Below are 22,584 nucleotides of genomic sequence, written 5' to 3' on the forward strand. Positions count from 1 at the left end.
CGGCTCGCACGGAGGCGCGGAGGCGCAGAGATCGGGAGCGCAGCGGAAGCGGGCGCCTTGCGCAACGCGGCAGACCCGAACAGGGGTCAACGTATCTGAGAACTGCTGTAAATGCTCAATCTTCATATCGATAGGATTTGCTATCATTGCCCCTTCGGAGTATGCCATGATGAAGGACAGGAGATCACCGCCATTTCGAGGTGTACTAGCATGCTAGCATCCTATCCTCACGTTAACTGTGCTCTTTCCCCCTTTCATTGTGGAGTAGTGTGGAGCGACCGGGATGAACGACGAGAAGCAACATTGTCTCCCTGTCGCCATTGCTGATCTGCGCTATCGAGCAGGCGACGATTGATCGCGGCATAGCGCTTTGCAGTCTGGTTGCATTAGCGTCGCGCCCGCTGTCCTCTTTGATCTGGCGGAACCACAGGCGCCGGTATACGCCGCTGCTTCCTGTGTGCCGCACAGGGGTGCGCCGCTTCCAGTGGACCAGGGCATCCTTGAAAGGGTGGGTTTTTGGGAAGCCCCTGCGTGCCATCTCCCGTTTCAGCCATCAGGACGCCCAACCCCCTTCTCCCCTTGTGGTTCAAGGGCGGACAGAAAATATGTGCGATGCACATTTCCAGCAGCATCAGAACGCCATGGCAGGCAGGTTTGGAACCCGCCCCTGCCAGTGCAGTGCGTAGGGGCGGACAGAATAGCAGATTGCGCATTGCAATGGCAGAAAACGTATCTTTGCTCAAACGTTCTGTCCGCCCTTAAACCCCTTGTGGGAGAAGGGGGTTGGGGGATGAGGGGCAAAGACGCACCGCAGAGAAACTACCGCAGGGGTGCGTCGGTTGGCGCCGATGGCGCAACATTCGGCAGGCTGAAGCGCATAATCCGCACGTTCCCGCGGTCCACAACCAGCACCGAGCCATCTGACGCGAATGCCACGCCGCACGGTAGATTGACCGAAGCGGCATCGCTGCCGGTTCCACCCCAGGAGATCAACCCCGCGCCGCTGTCATCGGTCAGCAGCAGGGTGTTGCGCGCCGGCACGCTGACCAGCACCCGCCCGCCCTGCGCTGCGATGAACGGATCATCGTAGGTTTGCGGTTGCCAGCCGGGCACCCGCCAGATGGCGTAGGGCAGCGGGCTGACCTGCCCGTTGTCGGCGCGCGCAAATGCCTGCACCCGACTGTTCCAGGTGTCGGCGACGAATACGGTGCCGTTCTCATCGACGGCGACGCCGGTCGGTTCGTTGAACTGCCCCGATGCGCTGCCGTCGTACCCCCACTGATAGCGGTAGTTGCCGTCGGTGTCGGTGACCACGATCCGTTTGTTGCCGGTATCGGCGATATACACGTTCCCGTCGGCGTCGACGGCCACGCCGCGCGGACCGAACAGGTCGAGCGGTCGGGCAAGGTTCGCGTCCTGCGTGCCGCCGGTTGGCGAAGCGCGGCGTCCATCGCCGAAATCGTCACGCCCGACTCCCCAGCTGGCGAGGAAGGTTCCCTGCGGGTCGAGTTTGACGATGCGCGCATTCCAGGTATCGGCGACATAGATGTTCCCCTGAGCGTCAACGGCGACGCCGCGCGGTTCGTAGAATTGACCGTCGCCGCTGCCGAAACTGCCGATGGTGCGGATCGGCGTGCCGGATGGATCGAACACGATCAGGCGATGGTTGGCGCTGTCCGAAACGATGATATTCCCCTGCGGGTCGATAGCAATGCCGCGTGGTTGCACCAGTTGCCCCGGCGCGTTCCCAAACTCGCCGAAAATATCGGTCGCCACCAGTCTGATGATGCTGCCGGTGGCAGCTACAGCCGGCGCATCGCCGACGCGCGCCAGGTCGCGGCGCACCCACACCGACATCTCGCGCCCGTCGAGACGCAGCGGTTGCGGCAGGTCGCGGTACAGCAGGTAGCGCCTGGTGTTCTCCCAGTGCGAACTGTCGAACATCCAGAGCAGCGGCGCCCATACCGGCGGCACATCCTGCGGTTGCAGCGTCGGGCATGCTTTGCTCACATCCCCCAGGCTGCCCGGATAGGCGAAGTAGAACCGCTTATAGCCGGGACTCTGCGGATCGCACTTGTTTCCTTCCGGGAACCACCAGTTCAGTTTGGTGTCGTACAGACGCACATAGTCGTTTTCCAGCGCCTGTCGCGCTGTTTCGTTCAGGCTGACCCGCGACACCATCACCACCGGCGCTGGAATGCGTTCCCCCGCGCCCTGCGGCGGATCGACCAGGAATGTTTCGGGGGTTGCAGCGCGGAAGGCGTCCGAATTGCGCAGTTCGATCCGCTTGAAATCGCGCAGATACCACTGGTAGGGCCAGGCAAGACTCCCTTCCCCGTCCTGCGCAGGGTCGCCGGTATCCATAATGATCGGCATCGAGAGTCCGCCGGTCGGGTCGTTCACGCTCCTGGCATTGCGCGTCTGACTGATCGCCAGGTCGCGGATCTGCGCGACGATCAACGGGATGTCGGGTGTGCTCTGGGTATAGATCAGCGGTTCGACCGGCGTATCGGGGTGGTCGTACACCACCAGCCATGTGGCGCGCAGGGTATAGGCGCCCATGAGCGCCGCAACGGTGAGCGCCCCCAGCGCCAGGGTTGCGCGCGCGCCGATCCGCTGCGCAACCACGACGATCAGGTAGATCAATCCGCCGATCAGTCCAAGCAGCAGGATGCCCTGCAACAGGTTCGCCTGCCCTTGCTGACCGGCGCTCATCTGACCGAAACGCCAGAACGCCACTGCAATCGCAGTAACGATCAGGAATACAGCTGCTGGCACGAGCCAGGCGCGGCGGTCGAGTTCTCGCCAGTTCAGGCTCGCGCCCAGTCGCGCCAGCGCCCATGCCAGGAGCAGATTGGCGGGCAACGCAATGTGCGAGTTGAGCCAGGGCATCTTCTCGCCCGCCCACGAGAATGCCACAAATGAGCAGAGGAACCAGAATGCCAGAAACAGTGGAAACAGCGCCGTCGCCGGACGCCCGGCGAACGACGTGTGCATCTCCGGCGCCGATTCGACCGACGCACGCGGCGGCGTATCGGGCGTTTCGACGCCATCAGACGATGGTTCATCAACGGCCTGAGGGTGATGGCGCAGGCGCACGCCGCGGGTAAAGAGGTAGACCGTCGCTGCCAGCCCGCCGAAGAATGCCAGCGGCTCATAGAGCGACATGAGCATCAGATAGTAGTACCACGGTTGATCGCCGCGTGCATATTCCTGCTGCGAGCCGAGCCAGTACGCCAGTCCAGCGTACAGTCCGGCGAACACGCTCTGCATGTCGGCGAAGAATGTGCTGTAGAGCACGACAAAGATCGCTGCCAGCACGCCAAGCGCAATCCAAAGATGGGCGCGTTGCTCGCGCCACAGCGCGACGAGTCGCGGAACAAACAACGGCGTCTGGTCCCACACCCGCGACATGATCAACCCACCGCTGGCAACCGTGAAGAAGAGCAGCGAAATGCCATCCGCGCGCAGCGTCGGCGTCAGGCGCCCGTACCACAACCCGCTGATGATGCTCAGTTCGATCAGCACTGTGACGACGGCGATTGTACCGAGGGCAATCGTCATGGTGCGGCGCGGCAGCAGTTCGTACAGCACGCGGATGATGAGGAACCAGCCGAAGATGAACCCCAGAATGTAGTAGAGTTCGTGGGTGGCCAGCGCCAGCGCGATGCCGACTGCCAGCAGGTACAGGTACCGCGGTTGCGCCGTATCGATATAGCGGAAGAAGCCGATCACGATCCAGAGCGTCCACAGCACCATCAACCCATCGTGGCGCGCAAAGCGGGTGTAGTACAGCAGCGTCGGCGTGAACGCCAGCAACACGCCCGCCAGCAACGCGCCGCGCGCGCCCAGGTAGGGACGCAACATCCAGGCGGAAGCGACCATCGCGATCCCGGCGAGCGCCTGCGGCAACCGCGCCTGAAGGTCGCCATCGCCGAACAGAAAATAGGAGAAAAGGGTCAGCACATAGAGCGACGGTCCGTGATACACCGGATCGTAGCAGTAGGTCGCCGACACACGCCCGCCCCAGCAGACGAAGCCGCCAGCGCCGGTGTAGAACTTCCAGCTCATCCAGGCGTGGATCGACTCGTCATGGTGGAGCGCCATACGTCCAAGCCCGTACAGGTGCGCAATGATGCTCGCCACAATGAGCAGTGCGAACAGCAGCACATCAACCGAAAGCCATGCCAGGCTCAACGGGCGATCCAGCCCGCCGGGAGCAGCTGCGACGCTGCGCGGATCTCGTGAAAGAATCGCCATTGTTTCGCCTCGATACTGTTGAAACCCAAACGACGCCACCGCGCGATTGCGGACGTCTCACCGCTCGCCGCCGAGACCCAGCCCGATCTCAGGCGCCGCTTCGGGGCGCACCGCGATGACAAAATCGGTCGAACCGAGCGGATGCGGCGGGATGCGGTACAGGATATAGTTCCAGAACTGCCGCGACACGACCGGATCGAACGGCTGGCGCAGGAGACGCATCAGGAGTGACGAACGTTCGGTCACCTTGGCCGTCCTCCAGTCGCGCGGCAGGCGATACGTTTCCTCTTCCGGGAACCACCAGCGCAACGGATAGCGTTGCACCACGAACCCTTCCAGAAAACGGCGATTCTGCTCATTCTCGTAGTTTTCGAGCAGCATAAGCACGGCGATCACATCGTCGCCCGGAGCGCGCCGGAGTTGCGGCGGTTGCTCCTCGGTGCGGGCAAAACGGATGCGGTACCAGTCCCACACGGTCTCGTTATCGTACCAGACCGTCGCGGTCGTTGCGTTGCTGCGCCGGCGCAGCGCCTCGTCGAGCCGGTCGATCACCCGCTTCACATCAGGCGACGTCTGGGTGTAGATCATCATCTCCCGCGGCACATCGCCGTAGCGGAAACTGAGTTGATACGCGCTGCGCAGCGTGTAAACCGCTACAATCAGCGTGACCCCCGCCATGAGCGCCCCCAGCGCCCAGCGTCGCCCGCGTAGCATCCACGCACCGGCGGTGAGCAGCGCGGTCAGCATCATCCAGAGTGGCGCGATCCATGGCGTGAGTGCTGCAAGTTGCGGATTGCTGTTGATCGTTGCGTCGTTGATCGTCACGCTCAGCAGGATCAGACAATAAGCGCTGATGACCGTCAGCACCCCCAGGAAGATCGGGAATGGACGTGCGATCTGGCTCAATACCGATCCATCCCGTGCTTCATCATCATCGACCGCGCGGCGCCACCATTCCAGCGTGCGCCCCGCAGCCCACGCCCCCAGCAATGTGAGTGGCAGGGCGACGTGCACTGTCAACCATGGCATCTTTTCGCCCGCCCACGAGTAGAGTGCAAATGTAGCTACACTCCACCACGCCAGGACAAACGGCAGCACTGTGGCGCCGCCAGGAGCGGTGGCGGTGTCAAGGGTTGCGCGCCCAGGCGCGGCATCTCCATCGGCGTCGGGATCGGCGCGGTTGCGTGTGTGGCGTCGCCGTTGCCATCCCAGCGCTCCCACCATTATCAGACCCGCCAGACCCCACAGGATCAGCAGCGGCTCGTAGATCGCCAGCAGCACCGCGTAGTAGTGCGGCGGTTGACCGCCACGTTCAACCTCGTGCTGCGCCAGCCAGTAGAGGAGCGAACCGGTCGTACCGGTGATGACGCCAGCGGTATTGGTCAGAAATGCGGTGAAGAACAGGGTATAAATCAGAAAAAAAAGCCCGCCCGCGATCAACAGACGCCGGTCCTGCGCCAGACTTGCAAAAACCGCGACCGTCGGATCGCCGCTCGCGCGCGCACGTTCCCAACGGGTCATGCCGGTCGTGTCGCGCCGTCGCCAGACGATCCACCAGAGCGCCGCCAGCGTTGTCGGGACCAGCACAAGCCCGGTCAGGATCGCCGGATGCCCGAAGAACTCGCCAAGTTTGATGAAGTAGAGACCGAAATTATCGTCCGGTTGATGACGGACGCACAGCGCATAATTGTTGTCAAACGTCGCCAGCGGGGGCCAGCCAAAGATCGGACCGGGGCGAGCGACGCGCATCGGGTTGGGGGGGGGGAAGGGTTGCAGTTCACTTGGGCAGATGTACGGTCCGGCAACCCGATTGACCGTATCGCTGGTCGGGAACGGGCGTTCCGGGTATCCTGGCAGCCAGAACACCAGCGCCACGACCGCGATCCCCAGCGCCGCCAGAACTGCCACACCTGGCTTCCACACCTTCCAGAACAACGCCAGCGCAACCGGCGGGACAAAGATCGCAAGATAGAGAAAGAAGGTCTCCATCGTCACAAACATCAACGCCAGTGCGAGGGCCATCACATACAGCCACAGCGGGCGTCTGGTCGTCGCATAGCGCACCGCGCCGATAAGCGCCAGCAACTCGAACAGAATCGTGTACGGATCGTGACGGATGAAGCGCGCGATATACATGAAGGCGGGGGAGATCAGGAGATAGAGCGATGCCAGCAGTGCCGCGCTACGTCCCAACTCACGCCGCAGCAGATAGGGCATCATCACCAGCGCCACGCCGAACAGCGCCGGACCCAGGCGCGCCGTGGCATCGCTGACGCTGAAGAGGAAATAGATCAATGCCCCAAAGAAATAGAGGAAAGGACCGTGGAGCAACGGATCGTGCACATACCCTTCGCCACGAAAGATCAGCCACGAAAAGAAGGCGTGCAGCGTCTCATCGTGATGCAGTGCGCGGTCGCCCAACCCCCACAATCGCGAAACCAGCGCCAGGAGGAGGATAACAAGATACGCAGCCTGTTCGAGCGTGAGCGTCGCTGCACGCGGGCGCGCCATTGCGGGGATTGTGCTCTCGTCAGGCGTTACGGTGACCCGTGACGGAAGTTCGGCAATCGACATGGTTCAGCTCAACGACCTCCGGATTCGCCCCCGGCGAGATTGTACACGATCCACGAGCGCTATCGCAAATCCGGGGTCACGAATACGCCAGATCGCCGAGTCGCACCAGATCGACCAGATGAATCGCATCGTCATCGACCCGGATCAACCCGGCGGCGCGAAAATCGCCAATCGCTTTTGTGACCGTTTCGCGGTGCGACCCGATCAGTTCGGCGAGTTGCTGATGGGTCGAACGCACAGTAGGGGGCATGTCGCGCCGTTCGGCCCACAACCCCAGCAGCGCAGCCGCCAGGCGTTGCGGCACGCTCTTGAAGGCAATATCGGACAGTTTACGCTCGATAGCGCGCAGGCGGCGACTCATCACCGTCATGAAGCGCAGGGCGAGCGACGGTTGCGCCTGCAACGCCCGACGGAGCGCGTCGCGTCGCACCACCCCGACCGTGCAGGGAGTGACGCTGACCGCATAACTATCGTAATGCGCACCCTCCGCCAGCGTCACCTCGCCGAACACTGCTGGCGCATCGAGCAGCAGAACGGTGAGTGCGCGTCCCTCTGGCGAAATTGTGTAGAGACGAACGCGCCCGCGGTACAACAGGTACATCTCCGCGCCCGGGTCTTCCAGACCATAGAATATATAACCGGCGGGTCGCTGAACTGCCGCGATCTCGCCGTGCATATCACGCAGCGCCGCCATCAACTGCGGGAAGAGATCGGCGTCGCTAATGATGTCAACCGGAGGAAGTGGATCGTGCGCATCAGGCATGGCTCTGTTCAGGCTCCAGGTTGCGTAGATGCCAGCAGTCGTTATGCGCGATTAACTGCCATTCCAGCCGTCCATCGCGGCTTGTGACCTGGCGCCAGTGCGTGATTGCGGTATTGCGTATGTGGAAGGCATTGCGTCCGCGCACCTGAGGACCAAGCCCAAGCATGAAGAGAAACGACACTTCGACAATGCCGCCGTGACAGACGGCGACGATGGTTTCACCGTGATGGCGCGTCACCAGACGTTCGAGCGCTGCCGACGCGCGAAACTGAAAACTGGCCCAACTTTCACCGCCAGGAGCGATGGGCGTAAAATACTCTTTGAAGAAGAGGCTCATCTGCGGGAAGCGCGCGCGCGCTTCATCGATATGCAGCCCGTCCGCCTCACCAGGACGCAGTTCCTGCAGATCGTCGTCCCAGTGGATCGGAAGATTGAGCGCCTCCGCCACCGGTTCGGCGGTCATTCGAGCGCGTGGCAGGGTGCTGGCATACAGGACATCAGCGGCGATCTCCCCCTTCGCCAGCCGGCGCGCCAGTGCCTCAACCTGCGCGATGCCCCGCTCCGTCAATCCGCGGTCGCCCTGCATCCCGCCCATGATTGGCTCCACGTTCGAGTACGCTTCGCCATGACGGATCAGATAGAGATTGGTAATCATGATGCCTCTCGAAAGGACCGTTTCGATGCGATCCTCTGCTTTCTGCAACGCGCTTTCATCGACGGGCGGCAATCAGCGCAAACGCGCCGCGCCAGAGAGACATGATCGCCAGCACGGTTACAAACGTCACCAGGGCGAACGAGACCGGAATGGTCGTCTGCCGGATCAGGGCGCGCAACCCAAGCCCGATGGGCCAGGCGATGAGCCAGGTCAGCGCCGTGCGCGCCAGCATCGGTTGCAGTGCGCCGGTCACCTGAGTGCGATACGTGCCGAACAACGGAGCGACGGCAAACCACCCGACAATGAAGGGCGCCGCCGTTTCCGCAACCTGCGCCAGCGCCGTCAACCCCGCATCCTCGCCGTGACTGGCGCGACCGAGGGCGGCAAAGATCAGCAGCGCCAGCGCGTCACCGACCACGAGCAGCACTGTTCGACGCGCGACAACCGGTGAGGGATGAGACTGTTCGTGAAATGCCACCGCTCGTTCCTCCGTTTTGAGAACCAGGAACTGAGAACCAGGAACCGGGAACTGGAAATCGCAGCGCCTTGCAAAAACTGCGCCTTGCCCTGCAATGCCAGAATGCCTCCTGTGCGCCCTCCATGCTGGCGACGGTCGCAAAAACAAGCCAGGCGGGGCGGGTAGATGCCTGTAAACTCTAAGCAATTATAGCAGTTCTCAGATACGTTGATCCTTGTCTGCGTCTGCCGTGTCGCGCCAGACGCCCGTTTCTGGCGGAGTGTAGACCGAAATTATGGAGATTGAAAATTAAATCCGCTATACTGCGCTAGCCGTGGGGCTGATGGAGATTGAAAATTAAATCCGCTATACTGCGCTAGCCGTGGGGCTGAAGCCCTCGGCTAGCCAGGGCGAAGCCCGCCTGCGCGGGCTATACCGGATTATTTATTCAAAGACCATCAGCCCTCGGCTAACCAGGGCAAAGCCCGCCTGCGCGGGCTATACCGGATTATTTATTCAAAGACCATTATTTCGGTCGCCGCAGGGGAAGCGCGATGTTCATTAGACTTCATCAAGATTCGTTTTGATTTTTGGACTGCTTTTTGCGTTTCAGCCAAATTCGGAAGTTATGCAGCCCGCAACATGTTTCCATGACCATATCCCGAAATTCGGAACAACTGAAGCGGATAATGTCGTGAATGATTCGATACCGCTTGATATCGCCGATAACATGTTCAATACGAACGCGAACGGATGAGATACGCCGGTTTTCCTCCTTTTCCTGCGGCGTGAGGGTTCCATTGCGCGGCTTCTTCTTTGGCTGCATAATCTGGACGCCAGGCAGGGTAAATCCTTGAAATCCGGCGTCTTGATAGAGAATGCTCGCGTTTGGAAGGGTGTATCCCGCTTCATCCGCAATACATTTATCGTGGACCCTTCCTTCGTAGGTGTCACTCAAAAAGTGAATAGAGCCAAACTCATCAATGATGAGAACGTTCTTAAGCGTATGTCGTTTCTTCTTACCGCTGTAATACAACTCCCGGTCGACTTTGTCGCTTGGACGGCGAATGGGACGTTCTACGCCGTCATGGATAAAAAGGGGGGCGCTTTTGTCGCATGCGACGGTTCTTCACACGACGGTTCTTCACACGACGGTTCTTCACACGACGGTTCTTCACACGACGGTTCTTCACACGACGGTTCTTCACACGACGGTTCTTCACACGACGGTTCTTCCTGCAATCGCCTCGCCAGGTCGTCGGCAGTGCGCGCAGGCAGGAGATTTTGCTGTGAAAGCGCATAGTTCAGCGCTCCGTGCAAAAGATGCACCCATTTGCTTACGTTTGATTGGCTCATTTGAAAGAGGTGTCCGTGCATCACTTGCGTTGGGTTTTGTTTTAAGTAGGTCAAAATAAAGAGCAATTTATCTTCTGTTGTCGGAAGCGGCGAGTTTGCATACGAGACGTAGCGACGACAATATCGGACGCGGCCATCAATCGTGCGACGTTTCATATACGCTTCAAATGCGGCGTGGAAGATCGGAACCAGCGCGTGGAACTCTTCAACGGTCAGTCCGGTCATAGAGCGTAATTTCTCCGGATTTTCGATAATGGATCGATACTTACACATCGTTTTTCTCCATTTTCAGATTGTACAAAAATAGTATATCACTAAATCTTGATGATGTCTATTGCGGTCGTCCGAGGAGTGTTCAACCTTGCCCAACAGGTTCAACCTCTGTGAGAACTGCTATAAATGCTCAATCTTCATCAGCCCGATGGCTCATTCGGCATACCGGATTCAATGCTCAATCTCCATGTCAGCAGCATCGCAGGGTGATGATCGTCGCTTCGGGAGGGCAGAGCAGGCGGAGCGGCGCCCCCCCCAGACCGCGCGAGACGTAGAGGGTCAGTCCATCCACCTGGTACTCGCCAATGACGTAGCGTTTGCCATACCGCGGCAGGGTGAACGGACCGAGCAGCGGCAGCCGCAGATGCCCGCCGTGGGTATGCCCCGACAGTTGCACGTGAATGCCGGCATGTGCTGCGCTTTCGGCAATATCGGGCGCATGCGACAGGAGCAGTTTGAACCCGTGAGCGGGGACGCCGCGCAACGCCTGACGCAACGATGGACGACCGTCCCACACATCATCGATGCCGATCAACCAGAGATCGCCGCCGTTCCACGACAGATGGCGATGCTCATTCAGCAGCAGTGGAATATTTGCCAGTGTTAGCGCAGCGTGCAGGTCTGCCAGTCCTTCCCAGTGGTCGTGATTGCCTGGCACGGCATAGACGCCGAGCGGCGCTTCCAACCCGCGCAGCAGGCGCGGAACATCAGGAATTGCCCAGTGATGGGTGACGATGTCGCCGGTGAACACGATCAGGTCGGGGCGCTCGCGTTGCATCTGTGCGATGCCCCATGCCAGGTTCGCTTCACTGTAGCGAAAACCGAGGTGGCTATCGGTCAGATGTCCGATGCGCAATCCGTCGAGTTCGGGCGGCAGCGCCGGGACGCGCAGGGTCACACGCTCCAGGATCGGGCGCGCCGGTTCTCCCAGCAGCATATGCCCGAGCGCAGCCGCGCCGAAAGCACCGCCTGCCGCAGCGATGGGCCAGCCAAACAGATTGATCCCTGCCATCCCTGCGGCGGCCACGACCGCGCCAAGCCCAATCCATCCCCGGTTAACGTGCAGTTTGGTCGCTTCGATCGTCTGGCGCCCACGCAACGGTCGACGCTTGCGCGGACGAACCCCGATCGGGTGCGGTTCGTGCGGGTGTGTTTCGATTGGCACGTGGTATTCCTTTGCTGCGATGAATGAAGGTTTCGATGCAGTGCGCAGTGTGATCATGGCAACCTCGAAAAGTTTCTCCAGGCGACAGGTGCAGAATGATGCCTGACGCGCGGTCAGCATCCAACGTTCAACCTTCTCACTCCCGCAGGATACCACAACAAGTTTACAAATCGATGAGCGCTTTCTGATATGCGGTAGCAGGCGCCTGTCAGGTTGATTCTCGCCGCCATGCGCTATACTTTTGTGCAGTCCTGGAGGAGAATTGATGAAGATGGAGGATGGGTCTTCTGCGTAATGAACGAACCATACGAAAACGAGCCACGGGATCGGCGCTCCCGCAATCGCGCTTACACTGGCGACACGATCGTCATGCGCCGCCACGCGCCGGTCACTGCGCCGCCCTCCCGGCGAAGCATCTGGCGACGCATTCGTCGCGCGCTGCTGGCAGGCGTCGTGCTGCTGGCGCTCCTTATCGCACTGGCGTACTGGCAGTTCGCTGCTGCCGTCGCGCCGCTGATCGTCGCCGACTCCCGTCCGTTTCCTCCGCTCAATCCGCCGGGGACAGGAGTCAACATCCTGTTGATCGGCGTCGATGAACGCCCCGATCACCCGGAAGAGGGGGTGCGCAGCGATACGCTGATTGTCGTCCATCTCGATACAATCGGTCGGCGCGTCAGTCTGCTCTCCATCCCGCGCGATACGCGCGTCGAACTGCGGGATATCGGTCCCGCCAAGATCAATGTTGCGTATGGCTACGGCTATGCGGCGGCCGGAAAACTCTACGGCGAAGGGGTGACTCCTGCGCAGGGAGGGATGGCGCTGACCGCCGAGACGGTCGGGCAGTTTCTTGATCTTCCCATCCATTACACGGCGCAGATCAATTTTGACGGTTTTGCGCGGGTGATCGATGCGCTTGGCGGCGTGACCATCGATGTACCGCGGCGGATTGTCGATGATGCCTATCCGACCCCCGATTTCGGTACAGTTCGCGTCGAGTTTGAACCCGGACCGCAGCGGATGGATGGAGCGCGAGCACTGATCTATGCGCGCACCCGCCACGCCGACAGTGATTTTGAGCGCGCCGGGCGTCAGCAGCAGGTCATTCGCGCCGTTGTCGATGAACTGCGCGCGCGGGGTCCACTCGGCGCAGCATTGCTTGTTCCCGCGCTCGGTCGCGCGCTCGACGGCGCCTTTACCACCACGCTGCCGCTGTCGCGCCTCGATATGATCCTGGGGATCGGGTGGATCACAACCGGTCTGGATCCTGCGGCGATCGGGCAGTACCGGCTCGCGCCCGATACCGCGCCCAACTTCCGCGAGATCGGCTCGGACATTCTCTGGGATCCTGCGGAGGTGCGCGCGGTTGTGCGTGATTTTCTGGCGGCGCCGGGGGTCGAAACCGAACAGGCGCGCATCCAGGTGTTGAACGGCGCCGGCGTCGCCGGATTGGCGCGGCGCGTCAGCGGTGAACTGGAAGCGGCAGGGTTCACAGTTGTGCCAGCAGCCGATGCGCCACGCAGCGATATGCCCGACACCATCGTGTATGATGTTACCGGCAAGCCTGCTACTGCACGTCGCCTGGCGACGCTGCTGCATGCCGGGATTCGTCGCGGCGTGCCCGACGGCGTGAACCCGACGGTTGACATTATTGTCGTGCTGGGACGGGATCAGGTGAAGTAACGTTTATCACAGTTTCCGCGCAGAAGTTTCGCCAGACATCTCCAGGAGCACAACAATGACCCGTGAGTACGATGTTATCACGTTCGACTGTTATGGCACGTTGATCGACTGGGATCGCGGCATTCAAGAAGGGTTCGCCGCCGCCGCCAGGCGCGTCGGTGTTGAGGTTGATCTCAATGCGGCGCTCACTGCCTATCATGCGATCGAGCCGCAGGTCCAATCCGCTGAATATCGCCCGTATCGCCAGGTGCTGGCGGAAACAGCACAACGCGCTGCCGCAACCCTTGGCTGGCCCATGGACGATGATACCGCCAGGTTTTTCGCGTCGAGGTTACCAGAGTGGCCCCCATTCGCCGACACGAACCCGGCGCTGGAGCGGTTGTACGCCGCCGGGTATCGGCTGGGGATCCTGTCGAATGTGGATGACGATCTGCTCGAAGCGACAATCCGGCATTTCACCGCGCCGATCGATCTGATCGTCACGGCGCAGCAGGTTGGTTCGTACAAACCTGCGACCGGTCATTTCATCGCTGCACGTGAACGGATCGGCGGGTTGCGCTGGTTGCACGCTGCGCAGAGTCATTTCCACGATGTCGTTCCAGCAGTGCAGATGGGATTGCCGGTCGCGTGGATCAACCGCAAACACGAACCGTTGCCGCCGGATGGTCCGGCGCCGCTGGTCGATGTGCCGGATCTGCTGGCATTTGCGGCATGGCTGGAGGGATAGTGCACCGCGAGGGGATGATACCAAATCTCGATCGACAGGATGATGAAGATTGAGATTTATTCCGGTAAGCACCTCTTGCCGTCGGACTCATGGAGATTGAGAATTAATCCGCTATACCGAACGAGCCGTGGGGCTGAAGCCCCCGGCTAGACAAGGCAAAGCCCGCCTGCGCGGGCTGGAGCGGAATAATTACTCAAAAACCATAAGCCCCCGGCTAGACAAGGCAAAGCCCGCCTGCGCGGGCTGGAGCGGAATAATTACTCAAAAACCATAAGCCCCCGGCTAGACAAGGCAAAGCCCGCCTGCGCGGGCTGGAGCGGAATAATTACTTAAAGACCATAATTTCGGTCTACACTCTGCCGGAAGCGGGCGCCTCGCGCGACACGGCGGGCCAGACAGGGGTCAACGTATCTGAGAACTGCTGTAAATTCTCAATCTTCATCAACTCGCAGTCTCCTCGTGCGGGCGTGGACGCCCGCGCACCCAGGATGTACGTGGTTCAATCATTCTGCACATCGCTATAATTCTCAATCTTCTTCATCTCCACAGCAATTTTCACAGGAGCGAAGGCATCGCGCCCCCGGCTGTCCCACGAGGGCAAAACGCCCTTGATCCGTGGCAAACAGCGCAGCTTGTGTTCTACCAGATGTGATGTAATGCGCGATACACCGCGCCCCACTCTTCGAGTGTGACTGTCTCAGCGCGTCGGGTCGGATCGATTCCGGCAGCGGCAAGCGCATCCAGCACCCGCTGCCTGTCGATCTTCATGCCCATCGCTGCCATGCCTCCCGGCAGTGCATTGCCCAACTGCTTGCGCGGATGGAGGAAACCGGCTTTGATCAGGCGCAGGAGCGCTTCCGGCTGGTCGGAAACGACTGCGGGCTGGGGATGGATCCGCAGGCGCAGCACGCTCGAATCAACTTCTGGTGCAGGGAAGAAACTCGACGCCGGAACGCGCGCGACGATCTCCGGCTCGGCGTAGATCTGAACCGCATGCGCCAGCACACTCAGATCACCTGCGCGTGCGCAGATGCGCGCGGCAACTTCCTGCTGCACCAGCACAACCATCAGCGTTGGACGGAGCGGGGTGCTGAGGAAGTGCCGGAGCGCTGCCGAGGTAATCGCATACGGCAGATTCGCAACCACCTTGTACGGTCGTGCGCCGGATGCCGCATCAGGATCGTGTTCTGCCAGGATCGTTGCTGGCGGCAGGCGCAAGACATCACCCTGGATGATTGCCAGATTCGGGAAGGTGCGAAACTCGGTGCGCAACCGTTCCGCCAGACGACGGTCGAGTTCGACAGCGACGACGGTGCGGGCGCGCTGCACCAGTTCCCACGTCAGCACGCCGAGACCGGGACCAACTTCGACAACGGTGTCGTCGGCGGTCAACGCTGCAGCAGTGACAATCGTCGCCAGCGCTGCACCATCGATCAGGAAGTTTTGTCCCATGCTGCGGGAGGGGCGAAGTCCCAGGGCGTGCAGTGCAGCACGCACCCGTGCGCGTGAGAGGTATGGATTGCTGACCGTCATCGGAGCGGCACGATCACCTTCCACCTGGTGCCTTTGCCCGGCGTGGAAGTCACCTCGGCGACGCCGCCCATCAGCGACGCGCGTTCCTCGATATTCAACAGACCAAATGAACCGCGCTGATCGTAACTGGCGCGCACCTTCTCAACATCGAAGCCGCGTCCGTCATCCTCGATGATGGTTTCGAGGGTGGTGGGCGTCTGGATCAGGCGCACCCGGATATGTTGCGCTTTTGCGTGCTTCAGCGCGTTATTGACCGCCTCCTGAATAATGTTGAATAGCGTGCCTTCGACTTTGGTGTCGAGGTGCGCATCGATCTTATCCGCTTCGAGGATGATTTTGGTCGGATTATCGCGGAACCGCTCGAAGTACTGCTGCAATGTCACGTCGAGACCCTGGGTTTCGAGCGCCAGTGGGCGCAGTTCGAACAGCATGGTACGCACCTCGTGCGTGGTGCGCTTGGCGAGTTGCCCCAGTTTGTCGAGTTCGGGCAGCACGCGCTGCGGATCGCGGTCGAGGAGGCGTTTGATAAACTCGACATTCATCGTGATCGCCGCCAGCGCCTGCGCCGGTCCATCGTGCAGGTCACGCGCCAGCTGGTGGCGCACCTCTTCTTCCTTCGAAAGAAGTTTGGTGCGTTCCTGCTGGAGGTCGTAGATCAGTTGCGCATTCTGGAGCGCGACCAGCGCATATGACGCCAGCGCCGCCAGTTTTTCGACTTCTTCGTCGGTAAATGCGCCGTCGCGCTCACGTGCAAAGACCATTGTGCCGTAGATGTTCAACCCGAAGCGCAATGGGATCAGGCAGGCGGTATGACAGCGTTGCAACGACGTGAACAGCATCAATTCAGGGTCGTGCTGAATATCGTCGAACGTCAGCGGGTTCGATTCCCGCAGCGCCTGACCGAGTGCACCGCCTGCAACCGTGATGGAACGTTCCCGGTCGTCGGCGTCCAGCCCGCGTGATGCTGCCACGAACAACTGATTGGGCTGTCCGGTGGAGAGGAGCACGATCCCGCAGGTATACGGCGCCAGTTTCTGGCTTTCATCGAGCGCCACTTCGAGGACGTTCTGGTAATCATTGGTGGTTGCGAGCGTATAGGCTGCTTCATACAGGGCGCGCGTCTGATCGCGGTAGGCATTCGCCTCGCGCAGCGCCTGCGCCGCTTTTTCTTCCGCCAGCGCCACGCTCAACCGGTTGCTGGCGCTCCAGCGCTCCGCCAGCCCGCCGGTGATCCAGGGAATAAAGACAAGCGCCAGCGCCCGCAGCGCCAGCCCGACGTATCCCAGAGGATCACCCGGAATCGAACCATTGCCCGGACCGATCCGTGCAATCAGGTATGCACCGATATAGGCAAACGCTGTGATCAACCCCGTCAGCAAACTCGCCGATGAATTCAGGCGAAACGCTGCGTTGACCAGCGGCAGGAGGAAGAGCGGATACAGCACCTCACGCGGATCGGGGTTGAACAGGGTTAGCAGAAGCAGCGTCAGGATATCGAGGGCAAAACTGAACCGCAACAGCGACGCAACCGACGGAATGAACACCAGGATCGTCATGAGCGCCGTAAAAAGCACATACCCCCACATCACGACGATCATCGGGCTTTGCGCCGCAGAAGGGGGCCAGAGCGGCTCACCGGAGATCAGGCGCACGATCCCGATGAGCAGCGCCGTGACGCCCCACCGCGACAGGTTGTAGAAGCGATCGCCGCCAAGCATCTGGCGTTGCAGCGAGATCTTCGACGAGAATGGGATGTGCTCTGCTGCGTCCATGGGCGCTACTCTGGCATTACATACGCAACTTCACTGCAAAAACGCACCGCTGAGACGCCGAGCGCGCAGAGAACTTCACAAACGAAATGTATGTGCGGTGAAGCATGCGTTTGAGCGACTCGTTATAGCATTTTCCTCTGCGGACGCTGCGCCTCTGCGGTGACATAGCCTTTTTGCAGTGGACTCATACGCGCAATCAGTTCGTGTGCATCAACCACACCGGCGAACGGTGCAGGCGCGCCTCACGTGAGACGCGCCCGCCGATCCTGTCACATTGCCTTGAGCGCGGCAATCGACGAACTCACCGCTTCGGCGCTCTTCTTCACCAGCGCCATCTCCTCATCGTTCAACGGCAGTTCCAGCACGCGCTCCACACCGCCCGCACCGAGCACGCACGGCACGCCGAAGTAGATGTCGTTCAAGCCATACTCCCCTTCCAGGTAGCAGGAGCAGGGTAGCACACGCTTCTTGTCGCGCAGAATGGCTTCGACCATCTGCACGGTTGCAGCGCTCGGAGCGTAGTAGGCGCTGCCGGTTTTGAGCAGATTGACGATTTCACCGCCGCCTTTGCGGGTGCGATCAACAATGGCATCGAGCCGCTCCTTGCTGATGAACTCGGTCACCGGTATGCCGCTGATGGTTGTGAAGCGCGGCAACGGCACCATCTCATCGCCGTGACCGCCCATCAGCATTGCCTGGATGTCTTCGACCGATACGCCCGCCTCCATGGCGATGAATGTCCGATAGCGCGCCGTGTCCAGCACGCCAGCCTGCCCCACGACCCGATTCTTCGGGAAGCCGCTGACCTGCTTCGCCAGGTAGGTCATTGTGTCGAGCGGATTGTTCACCATAATGATGATCGCGTTGGGCGAAAGCGGCGCCGCTTTGGAGATACAGTCGCGCGTAATATCGGCATTGACCCGGATGAGATCTTCGCGGCTCATGCCGGGCTTGCGCGGTGCGCCCGACGTCACAACAATAATGTCGGAACCGGCAGTCGCACTGTAATCGTTCGTGCCGGTGATCTTCACGTCAAACCCTTCGATCGGTCCAGCCTGCAGCAGATCAAGCCCTTTTCCCTGCGGCACACCCTCGATAATATCGACCAGCACAACATCGCCCAGTTCTTTGGATGCGATCCAGTGAGCGGCGGTTGAACCGACGAAACCCGCGCCAATGATCGAGATTTTCGGTCTCATGGCTTCTCCTCTTCGCTTCAAAGAGACGACTTCTGCACCATTGCAGTGGTGGAATGAACCTGGTTATGGAGCGATCGCGACCTTTCGGCTTTCATTTGATCCTGCGCTCATGACGACACGCGCCTGACCGCAGCGCGCGCGCTCTGGCGGAGCCTGGCAAGCGCCGCTTCCAGATCGGCAGGCAGGGGCGACGTAAACTCGACCCACTCGCCGCCGGATGGCAATTTGAAACCAAGGCGATGCGCATGGAGAAACTGGCGCGTCAATCCGAACGTCGCCCGCGGGCGCTTCGGACCGTACAGCGGATCGCCGAGGATGGGCCGGTTGCGTGATGCACAGTGCACCCGGATCTGATGGGTGCGTCCGGTCTCCAATCGCGCTTCGATCAGTGTGTACTCTCCCAGGTCTTCGAGGACGCGCCAGTGAGTTCGCGCCGGTCTGCCGCCGGCAACCACCGCCATGCGCACCCGGTCGGTCGGATGGCGCGCGATTGGTGCATCGATCACCCCTTCGAGTTCGGGCATCCGCCCCTCGACGACCGCGAGATAGATTTTCAGCATGGTGCGCGCCTGCTGTTGCGCCTGCAACGACCGCAGCGCGCGCTCATTGCGCGCTGCCACCAGCAACCCCGACGTATCGCGATCCAGGCGATGCACAATGCCGGGGCGCATATCGCCATTGATCGCCATCTCCGGGTAGCGCGCAATGAGCGCATTGACCAGTGTGCCACGGTCGTGACCGGGCGCAGGATGCACAACCATGCTTGCTGGCTTATCGATCACGACGACGTCCCGATCCTCGTACACAATCTGGAGTGGGAGCGGTTCGGCGACGAGACCGACCGGTTGCGGCGCAGGCAGGTGCACCGTGACCGTATCGCCGGCATGAACGGGAGTGCTGGGGCGCGCCTGGCGATTGTTCAGAAGCACCTGGGCGGCTTCGATCAGGCGCTGAGCGTAGGTGCGCGAGAGATCGGGCACATGATCGGCGACATACCGGTCTAGCCGATCCCCTTCATTGGCAGCTTCAACCACCAGATGCAGCACTTCAGCGCTCACAGAACCCTCGCCTGAACAGAACCGACCGTGTTGCCTTCATCCATCGGAGCGCACCGACGATCCAGATCCATGCGGTTCCCGACTGAGCAGATCGTTCAGCAACGCATCGTCAGCGGCTGCGCGGCGTTGTTCCCCATCGCCGATCAGCGCCAGAAACAACGCCAGTATCGCAACCCCGACCGTAATTGAGCTATCAGCGACATTGAAAATACCGGGGAACCAGTGAACATGGATGAAGTCGATCACATACCCGAAGCGCAGGCGGTCGATGATATTCCCGATCGCACCACCGACGATCAGACCGAGGCACACCTGCGGCAAGAGGTGCGGACCGGGCAGATGATAGCGATAGAAATACATCGCACCCAGGCTGATGATGATCGACGTAACCGTAAAGAAATGCGGAAAACCGACATCGAACATCCCGAATGCAATGCCAGTATTATGGATCAGAGTCAGGCTCAACCAGTCACCGAGCAGCGGTCGAGTCGTTCCTTCGACCGTGCCCAGTGTTTCCAGAACCCACGCTTTTGTGACCTGATCGAGTGCAAGGATAGTAGCGGCAATCGCAGCCGGACCCAGCCAGTAGCGCCGCAATTCACGCCCGATTGTCGAACCTGTTCGTGCCAATGCTCTCGCTTTCTACGCTTTCGGAGAAACTGGTTGCGCCGGTCACACAGGCATGTTCTGCATCAGGTTCCAAAGAACTGCAGGCGGCGTTTTGCATGCCGCAGCGCCCGGCGCACACTGAACCCGCATAGGAGAGCGTTTCACTCGTCTGTTCAGAAGCGCACGACGCTCAGTTTCCCGGTTCTCTCTGCCCTCCTGCATTGCGAACCCATACCCTACCCATGACAACCCATCCGTCGTGTGAGCATCACCAGCGTCGGGCGCGTTCACGCGTCGACTGGCAACGCACACACAGTGTCGCATACGGAAGCGCTTCCAGACGCTCGATCGGAATCGGTTCACCGCAATCGGCGCAGATGCCGTAGGTGCCTTCATCAAGACGGCGCAGCGCAGCATTGACCTGTTCCAGCAACTCGCGCGCATTGCTGCGCAGCGCCAAGTCGCGCTCGCGCACCAATGTTTCCATCATTTCTTCGGCAACGACATTCCCGATACCGGCGCTTTCCTCTCGACTGGCGCGCTCGCGCTCTAGCGCGGCGATCTCGGCGAGCAACGCATCGCGCTCCGCTTCGAGCCGCTCTCGTTGTGCTGCGAAGATAGTCGTCGATGGCATCTTCGCCGCTCCTTTCTCGCCAACAACAAGACAGGCTCGGCAGCCCCTCCCTGCCGCACCTGCAACAGACATACAAACACTACCCACAAACCAGGAGCGCGGACGCTCCTTTTGCATACCGTTATTATACCACGTGAGAGCGTAAAAGCCGGTTATGCTGTGTCCACCGAGCGATAACCTCCAACCCCGCCAGGAGTGAACGTTTCCCCCAGACTGTGGAGCAGCGTCGCCACGATGCGCAACTCATCACGCAGCACTGCGCGCAGCGCTTCGGGACTACGTTCCCCCCACAGGTCGCTCAGATCGGTGACATTCGTGCCGACGATCTGAAGATAAACCAGAGAAGGCTTATCGTCGATGCGGTAGCCGCGACGAATCTCAACTGCAATATAGTCGGCCGGCGGGGGAAAGTCGGGCATCACCCGTCGCAGCGCTGCACGCACCGCACCGTTGAACGCGCGCAGCAGTTCAACATCGCTCCGGTCAAACGAGCGCACATCGACCGTATAGGTCCACGCCAGCTCGAGCGGTCCTGGCGTAATGTCGCGCCCTTCTGAAAACAACTGGTGCGCAGCCGTCCAGACCAGGTTGAGTTCGACCCATGGCGGCGACCACCCCTCGCCGATCGGTTCGGGATGCTCCGGGAAGAGTTCTGCGCGGTAGACACGATCGAGCGTTCCCGGTTGAATGCTTTCGACAATCGCATGCTCGTGCAAGCCGGCAAGCAACCATGCTTCTTCGAGACCGACCGCAAGTTCTTCGTAACTGATCAACGACGTCCCCCCTCGTGTCAGAGCCATTATTCGATATTGTACCGCCGGGTGTCGTGTCCGACAAGCAGCCTCATTTGACCGCAAATGTTGGTGTTTACGTCTTTTCAAGCAATCCGCTGGCGTGTTACAATATCGATACAAAGTGGTTATTAAGTGACAGTGCGACCTGGAGGGGAGATGCGTATGAGCAACGAGCAAAACAAGCGTCGTCGGAAGGCGGCATACATCTGGAAGCCAGAGATGATCCGCGCCTTGCGAGAACATATGGATCTGACCCAGCGCGAACTGGCCGATCTGCTGGAGGTGCGGCAGCAGACCATCAGTGAATGGGAGACAGGACTGCATACGCCGCATCGCTCGACTCAGAAAACGCTGAGTATGGTCGCCGAGCGCGCTGGCTTCTCCTATAACGCTCAGGAATCCGTTCCTGCCGATGAGGATGGTGCGCAGCAGAATGGCGACGAGACCGCTGAGCGCGCCAACGCTGACCGGCAGACTGCCGGCGACGCTTGACATCTACACGTTTTCGTGTTAGACTGATACCAGAACGAAGGACGCGCACAGGCGTCCTTCTTCTTCACCGGAATTACACGAAAACGTGTGGAGTTGTCTCATGCCGCGCCGTTTCACGCTTCCCTGCGACCATCTCCGTGCCCTGTACGAAGCGGGTGCAACGACCATCACTCTGGCGAACCTGTACCACTGCAATCCGGCCACGATCGCGCGGCATCTGCGGCGCTGCGGCGTTGTGCTCCGCACCGGGCGCTTCACCGCGAAACCGTGTGATGAAGCGCTGCTCCGTCGGATGTACCTGGACGAGCGGCAACCGTTGACCCAGATCGCAGCCGCGCTCAACGTTTCGGTCAGCACCGTCGGGAACTGGCGACGGCGGCTCGGCATCCCGCCGCGCAGGGGGCGGTAGGGGCGGTGGCGGGGGGCGCAGTAGGGGCGCAGCACTGCTGCGACCAGACGGGCAGCAGCGGCGGCGGCGGGGCGCAGCGGCGCTGCACCCGTACAGGGAGGCGGGGCAGCGGCGGCGGGGGGCGCAGCAGCGCTGCGCCCGCACAGGGAGGCGGGGCGGCTGCAGCAGGGCTGT

Annotated in this window: 18 protein-coding genes; 4 read left to right on the plus strand and 14 right to left on the minus strand. The window is 60.7% G+C overall.

Annotation, left to right across the window (positions count from 1 at the left end):
* Positions 1-819: 819 nt before the first annotated feature.
* From ROSERS_RS01245 to ROSERS_RS01280, 7 genes are all read right to left on the minus strand, one after another.
* Complete coding sequence (locus tag ROSERS_RS01245; protein ID WP_011955037.1) at positions 820-4,260, minus strand: flippase activity-associated protein Agl23; 3,441 nt, start codon at positions 4,258-4,260, stop codon at positions 820-822.
* A 57-nt stretch (positions 4,261-4,317) separates the two neighbouring features.
* Positions 4,318-6,834: a flippase activity-associated protein Agl23 gene (locus tag ROSERS_RS01250; protein ID WP_011955038.1), complete on the minus strand. Its 2,517-nt coding sequence runs from the start codon at positions 6,832-6,834 to the stop codon at positions 4,318-4,320.
* A gap of 76 nt (positions 6,835-6,910) precedes the next feature.
* Positions 6,911-7,597, minus strand: a complete 687-nt coding sequence (locus ROSERS_RS01255; RefSeq protein ID WP_011955039.1) for a Crp/Fnr family transcriptional regulator — start codon at positions 7,595-7,597, stop codon at positions 6,911-6,913.
* Positions 7,590-8,252 (minus strand): histidine phosphatase family protein, encoded by a 663-nt coding sequence (locus ROSERS_RS01260; protein ID WP_011955040.1) that lies wholly within the window; start codon positions 8,250-8,252, stop codon positions 7,590-7,592. The genes ROSERS_RS01255 and ROSERS_RS01260 overlap by 8 nt, the downstream gene beginning before the upstream one ends.
* Positions 8,253-8,307: 55 nt before the next feature.
* The gene (locus tag ROSERS_RS01265) at positions 8,308-8,730 is read right to left on the minus strand and encodes a DUF3054 domain-containing protein (RefSeq protein ID WP_011955041.1); all 423 of its coding nucleotides are present in this window, start codon (positions 8,728-8,730) and stop codon (positions 8,308-8,310) included.
* Between the two features lie 550 nt (positions 8,731-9,280).
* Positions 9,281-10,338 (minus strand): IS5-like element ISRfsp3 family transposase gene (locus ROSERS_RS24580; RefSeq protein WP_085979421.1). Its coding sequence is split into 2 segments (ribosomal slippage): positions 9,281-9,807 and positions 9,807-10,338, totalling 1,059 coding nucleotides; the frame shifts between segments, so codons are not numbered across the junction.
* Between the two features lie 190 nt (positions 10,339-10,528).
* Positions 10,529-11,623, minus strand: a complete 1,095-nt coding sequence (locus ROSERS_RS01280) for a metallophosphoesterase (protein ID WP_232282738.1) — start codon at positions 11,621-11,623, stop codon at positions 10,529-10,531.
* Between the two features lie 174 nt (positions 11,624-11,797).
* Between ROSERS_RS01280 and ROSERS_RS01285 the strand changes: the two genes are divergently transcribed.
* Together ROSERS_RS01285 and ROSERS_RS01290 are read left to right on the plus strand one after the other, a co-directional pair.
* Positions 11,798-13,183, plus strand: a complete 1,386-nt coding sequence (locus tag ROSERS_RS01285) for an LCP family protein (protein WP_011955043.1) — start codon at positions 11,798-11,800, stop codon at positions 13,181-13,183.
* Between the two features lie 55 nt (positions 13,184-13,238).
* Entirely contained in the window at positions 13,239-13,910 is a 672-nt protein-coding gene (locus ROSERS_RS01290) for an HAD-IA family hydrolase (protein WP_011955044.1), read from the plus strand.
* Between the two features lie 639 nt (positions 13,911-14,549).
* Here ROSERS_RS01290 and rsmA read toward each other — a convergent pair.
* The 7 genes from rsmA to ROSERS_RS01325 form a co-directional block, all read right to left on the minus strand.
* The gene (gene rsmA, locus ROSERS_RS01295) at positions 14,550-15,443 is read right to left on the minus strand and encodes a 16S rRNA (adenine(1518)-N(6)/adenine(1519)-N(6))-dimethyltransferase RsmA (RefSeq protein WP_011955045.1); all 894 of its coding nucleotides are present in this window, start codon (positions 15,441-15,443) and stop codon (positions 14,550-14,552) included.
* Entirely contained in the window at positions 15,440-17,215 is a 1,776-nt protein-coding gene (locus ROSERS_RS01300) for a GAF domain-containing sensor histidine kinase (protein ID WP_011955046.1), read from the minus strand. The genes rsmA and ROSERS_RS01300 overlap by 4 nt, the downstream gene beginning before the upstream one ends.
* A gap of 269 nt (positions 17,216-17,484) precedes the next feature.
* On the minus strand, positions 17,485-18,414 hold the full coding sequence (gene mdh, locus ROSERS_RS01305; protein ID WP_011955047.1) for a malate dehydrogenase: 930 nt from the start codon (positions 18,412-18,414) through the stop codon (positions 17,485-17,487).
* A gap of 107 nt (positions 18,415-18,521) precedes the next feature.
* Positions 18,522-19,472, minus strand: coding sequence for an RluA family pseudouridine synthase (locus tag ROSERS_RS01310; RefSeq protein ID WP_011955048.1), 951 nt, complete (start codon positions 19,470-19,472; stop codon positions 18,522-18,524).
* Positions 19,473-19,508: 36 nt separating this feature from the next.
* The gene (gene lspA / locus ROSERS_RS01315; RefSeq protein WP_011955049.1) at positions 19,509-20,102 is read right to left on the minus strand and encodes a signal peptidase II; all 594 of its coding nucleotides are present in this window, start codon (positions 20,100-20,102) and stop codon (positions 19,509-19,511) included.
* 247 nt (positions 20,103-20,349) lie between these two features.
* Entirely contained in the window at positions 20,350-20,715 is a 366-nt protein-coding gene (locus ROSERS_RS01320; protein WP_011955050.1) for a TraR/DksA family transcriptional regulator, read from the minus strand.
* Positions 20,716-20,867: 152 nt separating this feature from the next.
* Positions 20,868-21,515: a hypothetical protein gene (locus tag ROSERS_RS01325; protein ID WP_011955051.1), complete on the minus strand. Its 648-nt coding sequence runs from the start codon at positions 21,513-21,515 to the stop codon at positions 20,868-20,870.
* A gap of 156 nt (positions 21,516-21,671) precedes the next feature.
* Between ROSERS_RS01325 and ROSERS_RS01330 the strand changes: the two genes are divergently transcribed.
* Positions 21,672-22,001 (plus strand): helix-turn-helix domain-containing protein, encoded by a 330-nt coding sequence (locus ROSERS_RS01330; RefSeq protein ID WP_011955052.1) that lies wholly within the window; start codon positions 21,672-21,674, stop codon positions 21,999-22,001.
* 100 nt (positions 22,002-22,101) lie between these two features.
* Entirely contained in the window at positions 22,102-22,410 is a 309-nt protein-coding gene (locus ROSERS_RS01335) for a helix-turn-helix domain-containing protein (RefSeq protein WP_041332698.1), read from the plus strand.
* Positions 22,411-22,584 lie beyond the last annotated feature (174 nt).

This window comes from Roseiflexus sp. RS-1, assembly GCF_000016665.1.
In the GTDB taxonomy this organism is placed as follows: Bacteria; Chloroflexota; Chloroflexia; order Chloroflexales; family Roseiflexaceae; genus Roseiflexus.

Coding starts and splice junctions, on each gene's coding strand:
- ROSERS_RS01245 (WP_011955037.1), bottom strand. CDS start 4,260: ATGGCGATTCTTTCACGAGATCCGCGCAGCGTCGCAGCTGCTCCCGGC.
- ROSERS_RS01250 (WP_011955038.1), bottom strand. CDS start 6,834: ATGTCGATTGCCGAACTTCCGTCACGGGTCACCGTAACGCCTGACGAG.
- ROSERS_RS01255 (WP_011955039.1), bottom strand. CDS start 7,597: ATGCCTGATGCGCACGATCCACTTCCTCCGGTTGACATCATTAGCGAC.
- ROSERS_RS01260 (WP_011955040.1), bottom strand. CDS start 8,252: ATGATTACCAATCTCTATCTGATCCGTCATGGCGAAGCGTACTCGAAC.
- ROSERS_RS01280 (WP_232282738.1), bottom strand. CDS start 11,623: ATGCTGACCGCGCGTCAGGCATCATTCTGCACCTGTCGCCTGGAGAAA.
- ROSERS_RS01285 (WP_011955043.1), top strand. CDS start 11,798: ATGAACGAACCATACGAAAACGAGCCACGGGATCGGCGCTCCCGCAAT.
- ROSERS_RS01290 (WP_011955044.1), top strand. CDS start 13,239: ATGACCCGTGAGTACGATGTTATCACGTTCGACTGTTATGGCACGTTG.
- rsmA (WP_011955045.1), bottom strand. CDS start 15,443: ATGACGGTCAGCAATCCATACCTCTCACGCGCACGGGTGCGTGCTGCA.
- ROSERS_RS01300 (WP_011955046.1), bottom strand. CDS start 17,215: ATGGACGCAGCAGAGCACATCCCATTCTCGTCGAAGATCTCGCTGCAA.
- mdh (WP_011955047.1), bottom strand. CDS start 18,414: ATGAGACCGAAAATCTCGATCATTGGCGCGGGTTTCGTCGGTTCAACC.
- ROSERS_RS01320 (WP_011955050.1), bottom strand. CDS start 20,715: ATGCCATCGACGACTATCTTCGCAGCACAACGAGAGCGGCTCGAAGCG.
- ROSERS_RS01325 (WP_011955051.1), bottom strand. CDS start 21,515: ATGGCTCTGACACGAGGGGGGACGTCGTTGATCAGTTACGAAGAACTT.
- ROSERS_RS01330 (WP_011955052.1), top strand. CDS start 21,672: ATGAGCAACGAGCAAAACAAGCGTCGTCGGAAGGCGGCATACATCTGG.
- ROSERS_RS01335 (WP_041332698.1), top strand. CDS start 22,102: ATGCCGCGCCGTTTCACGCTTCCCTGCGACCATCTCCGTGCCCTGTAC.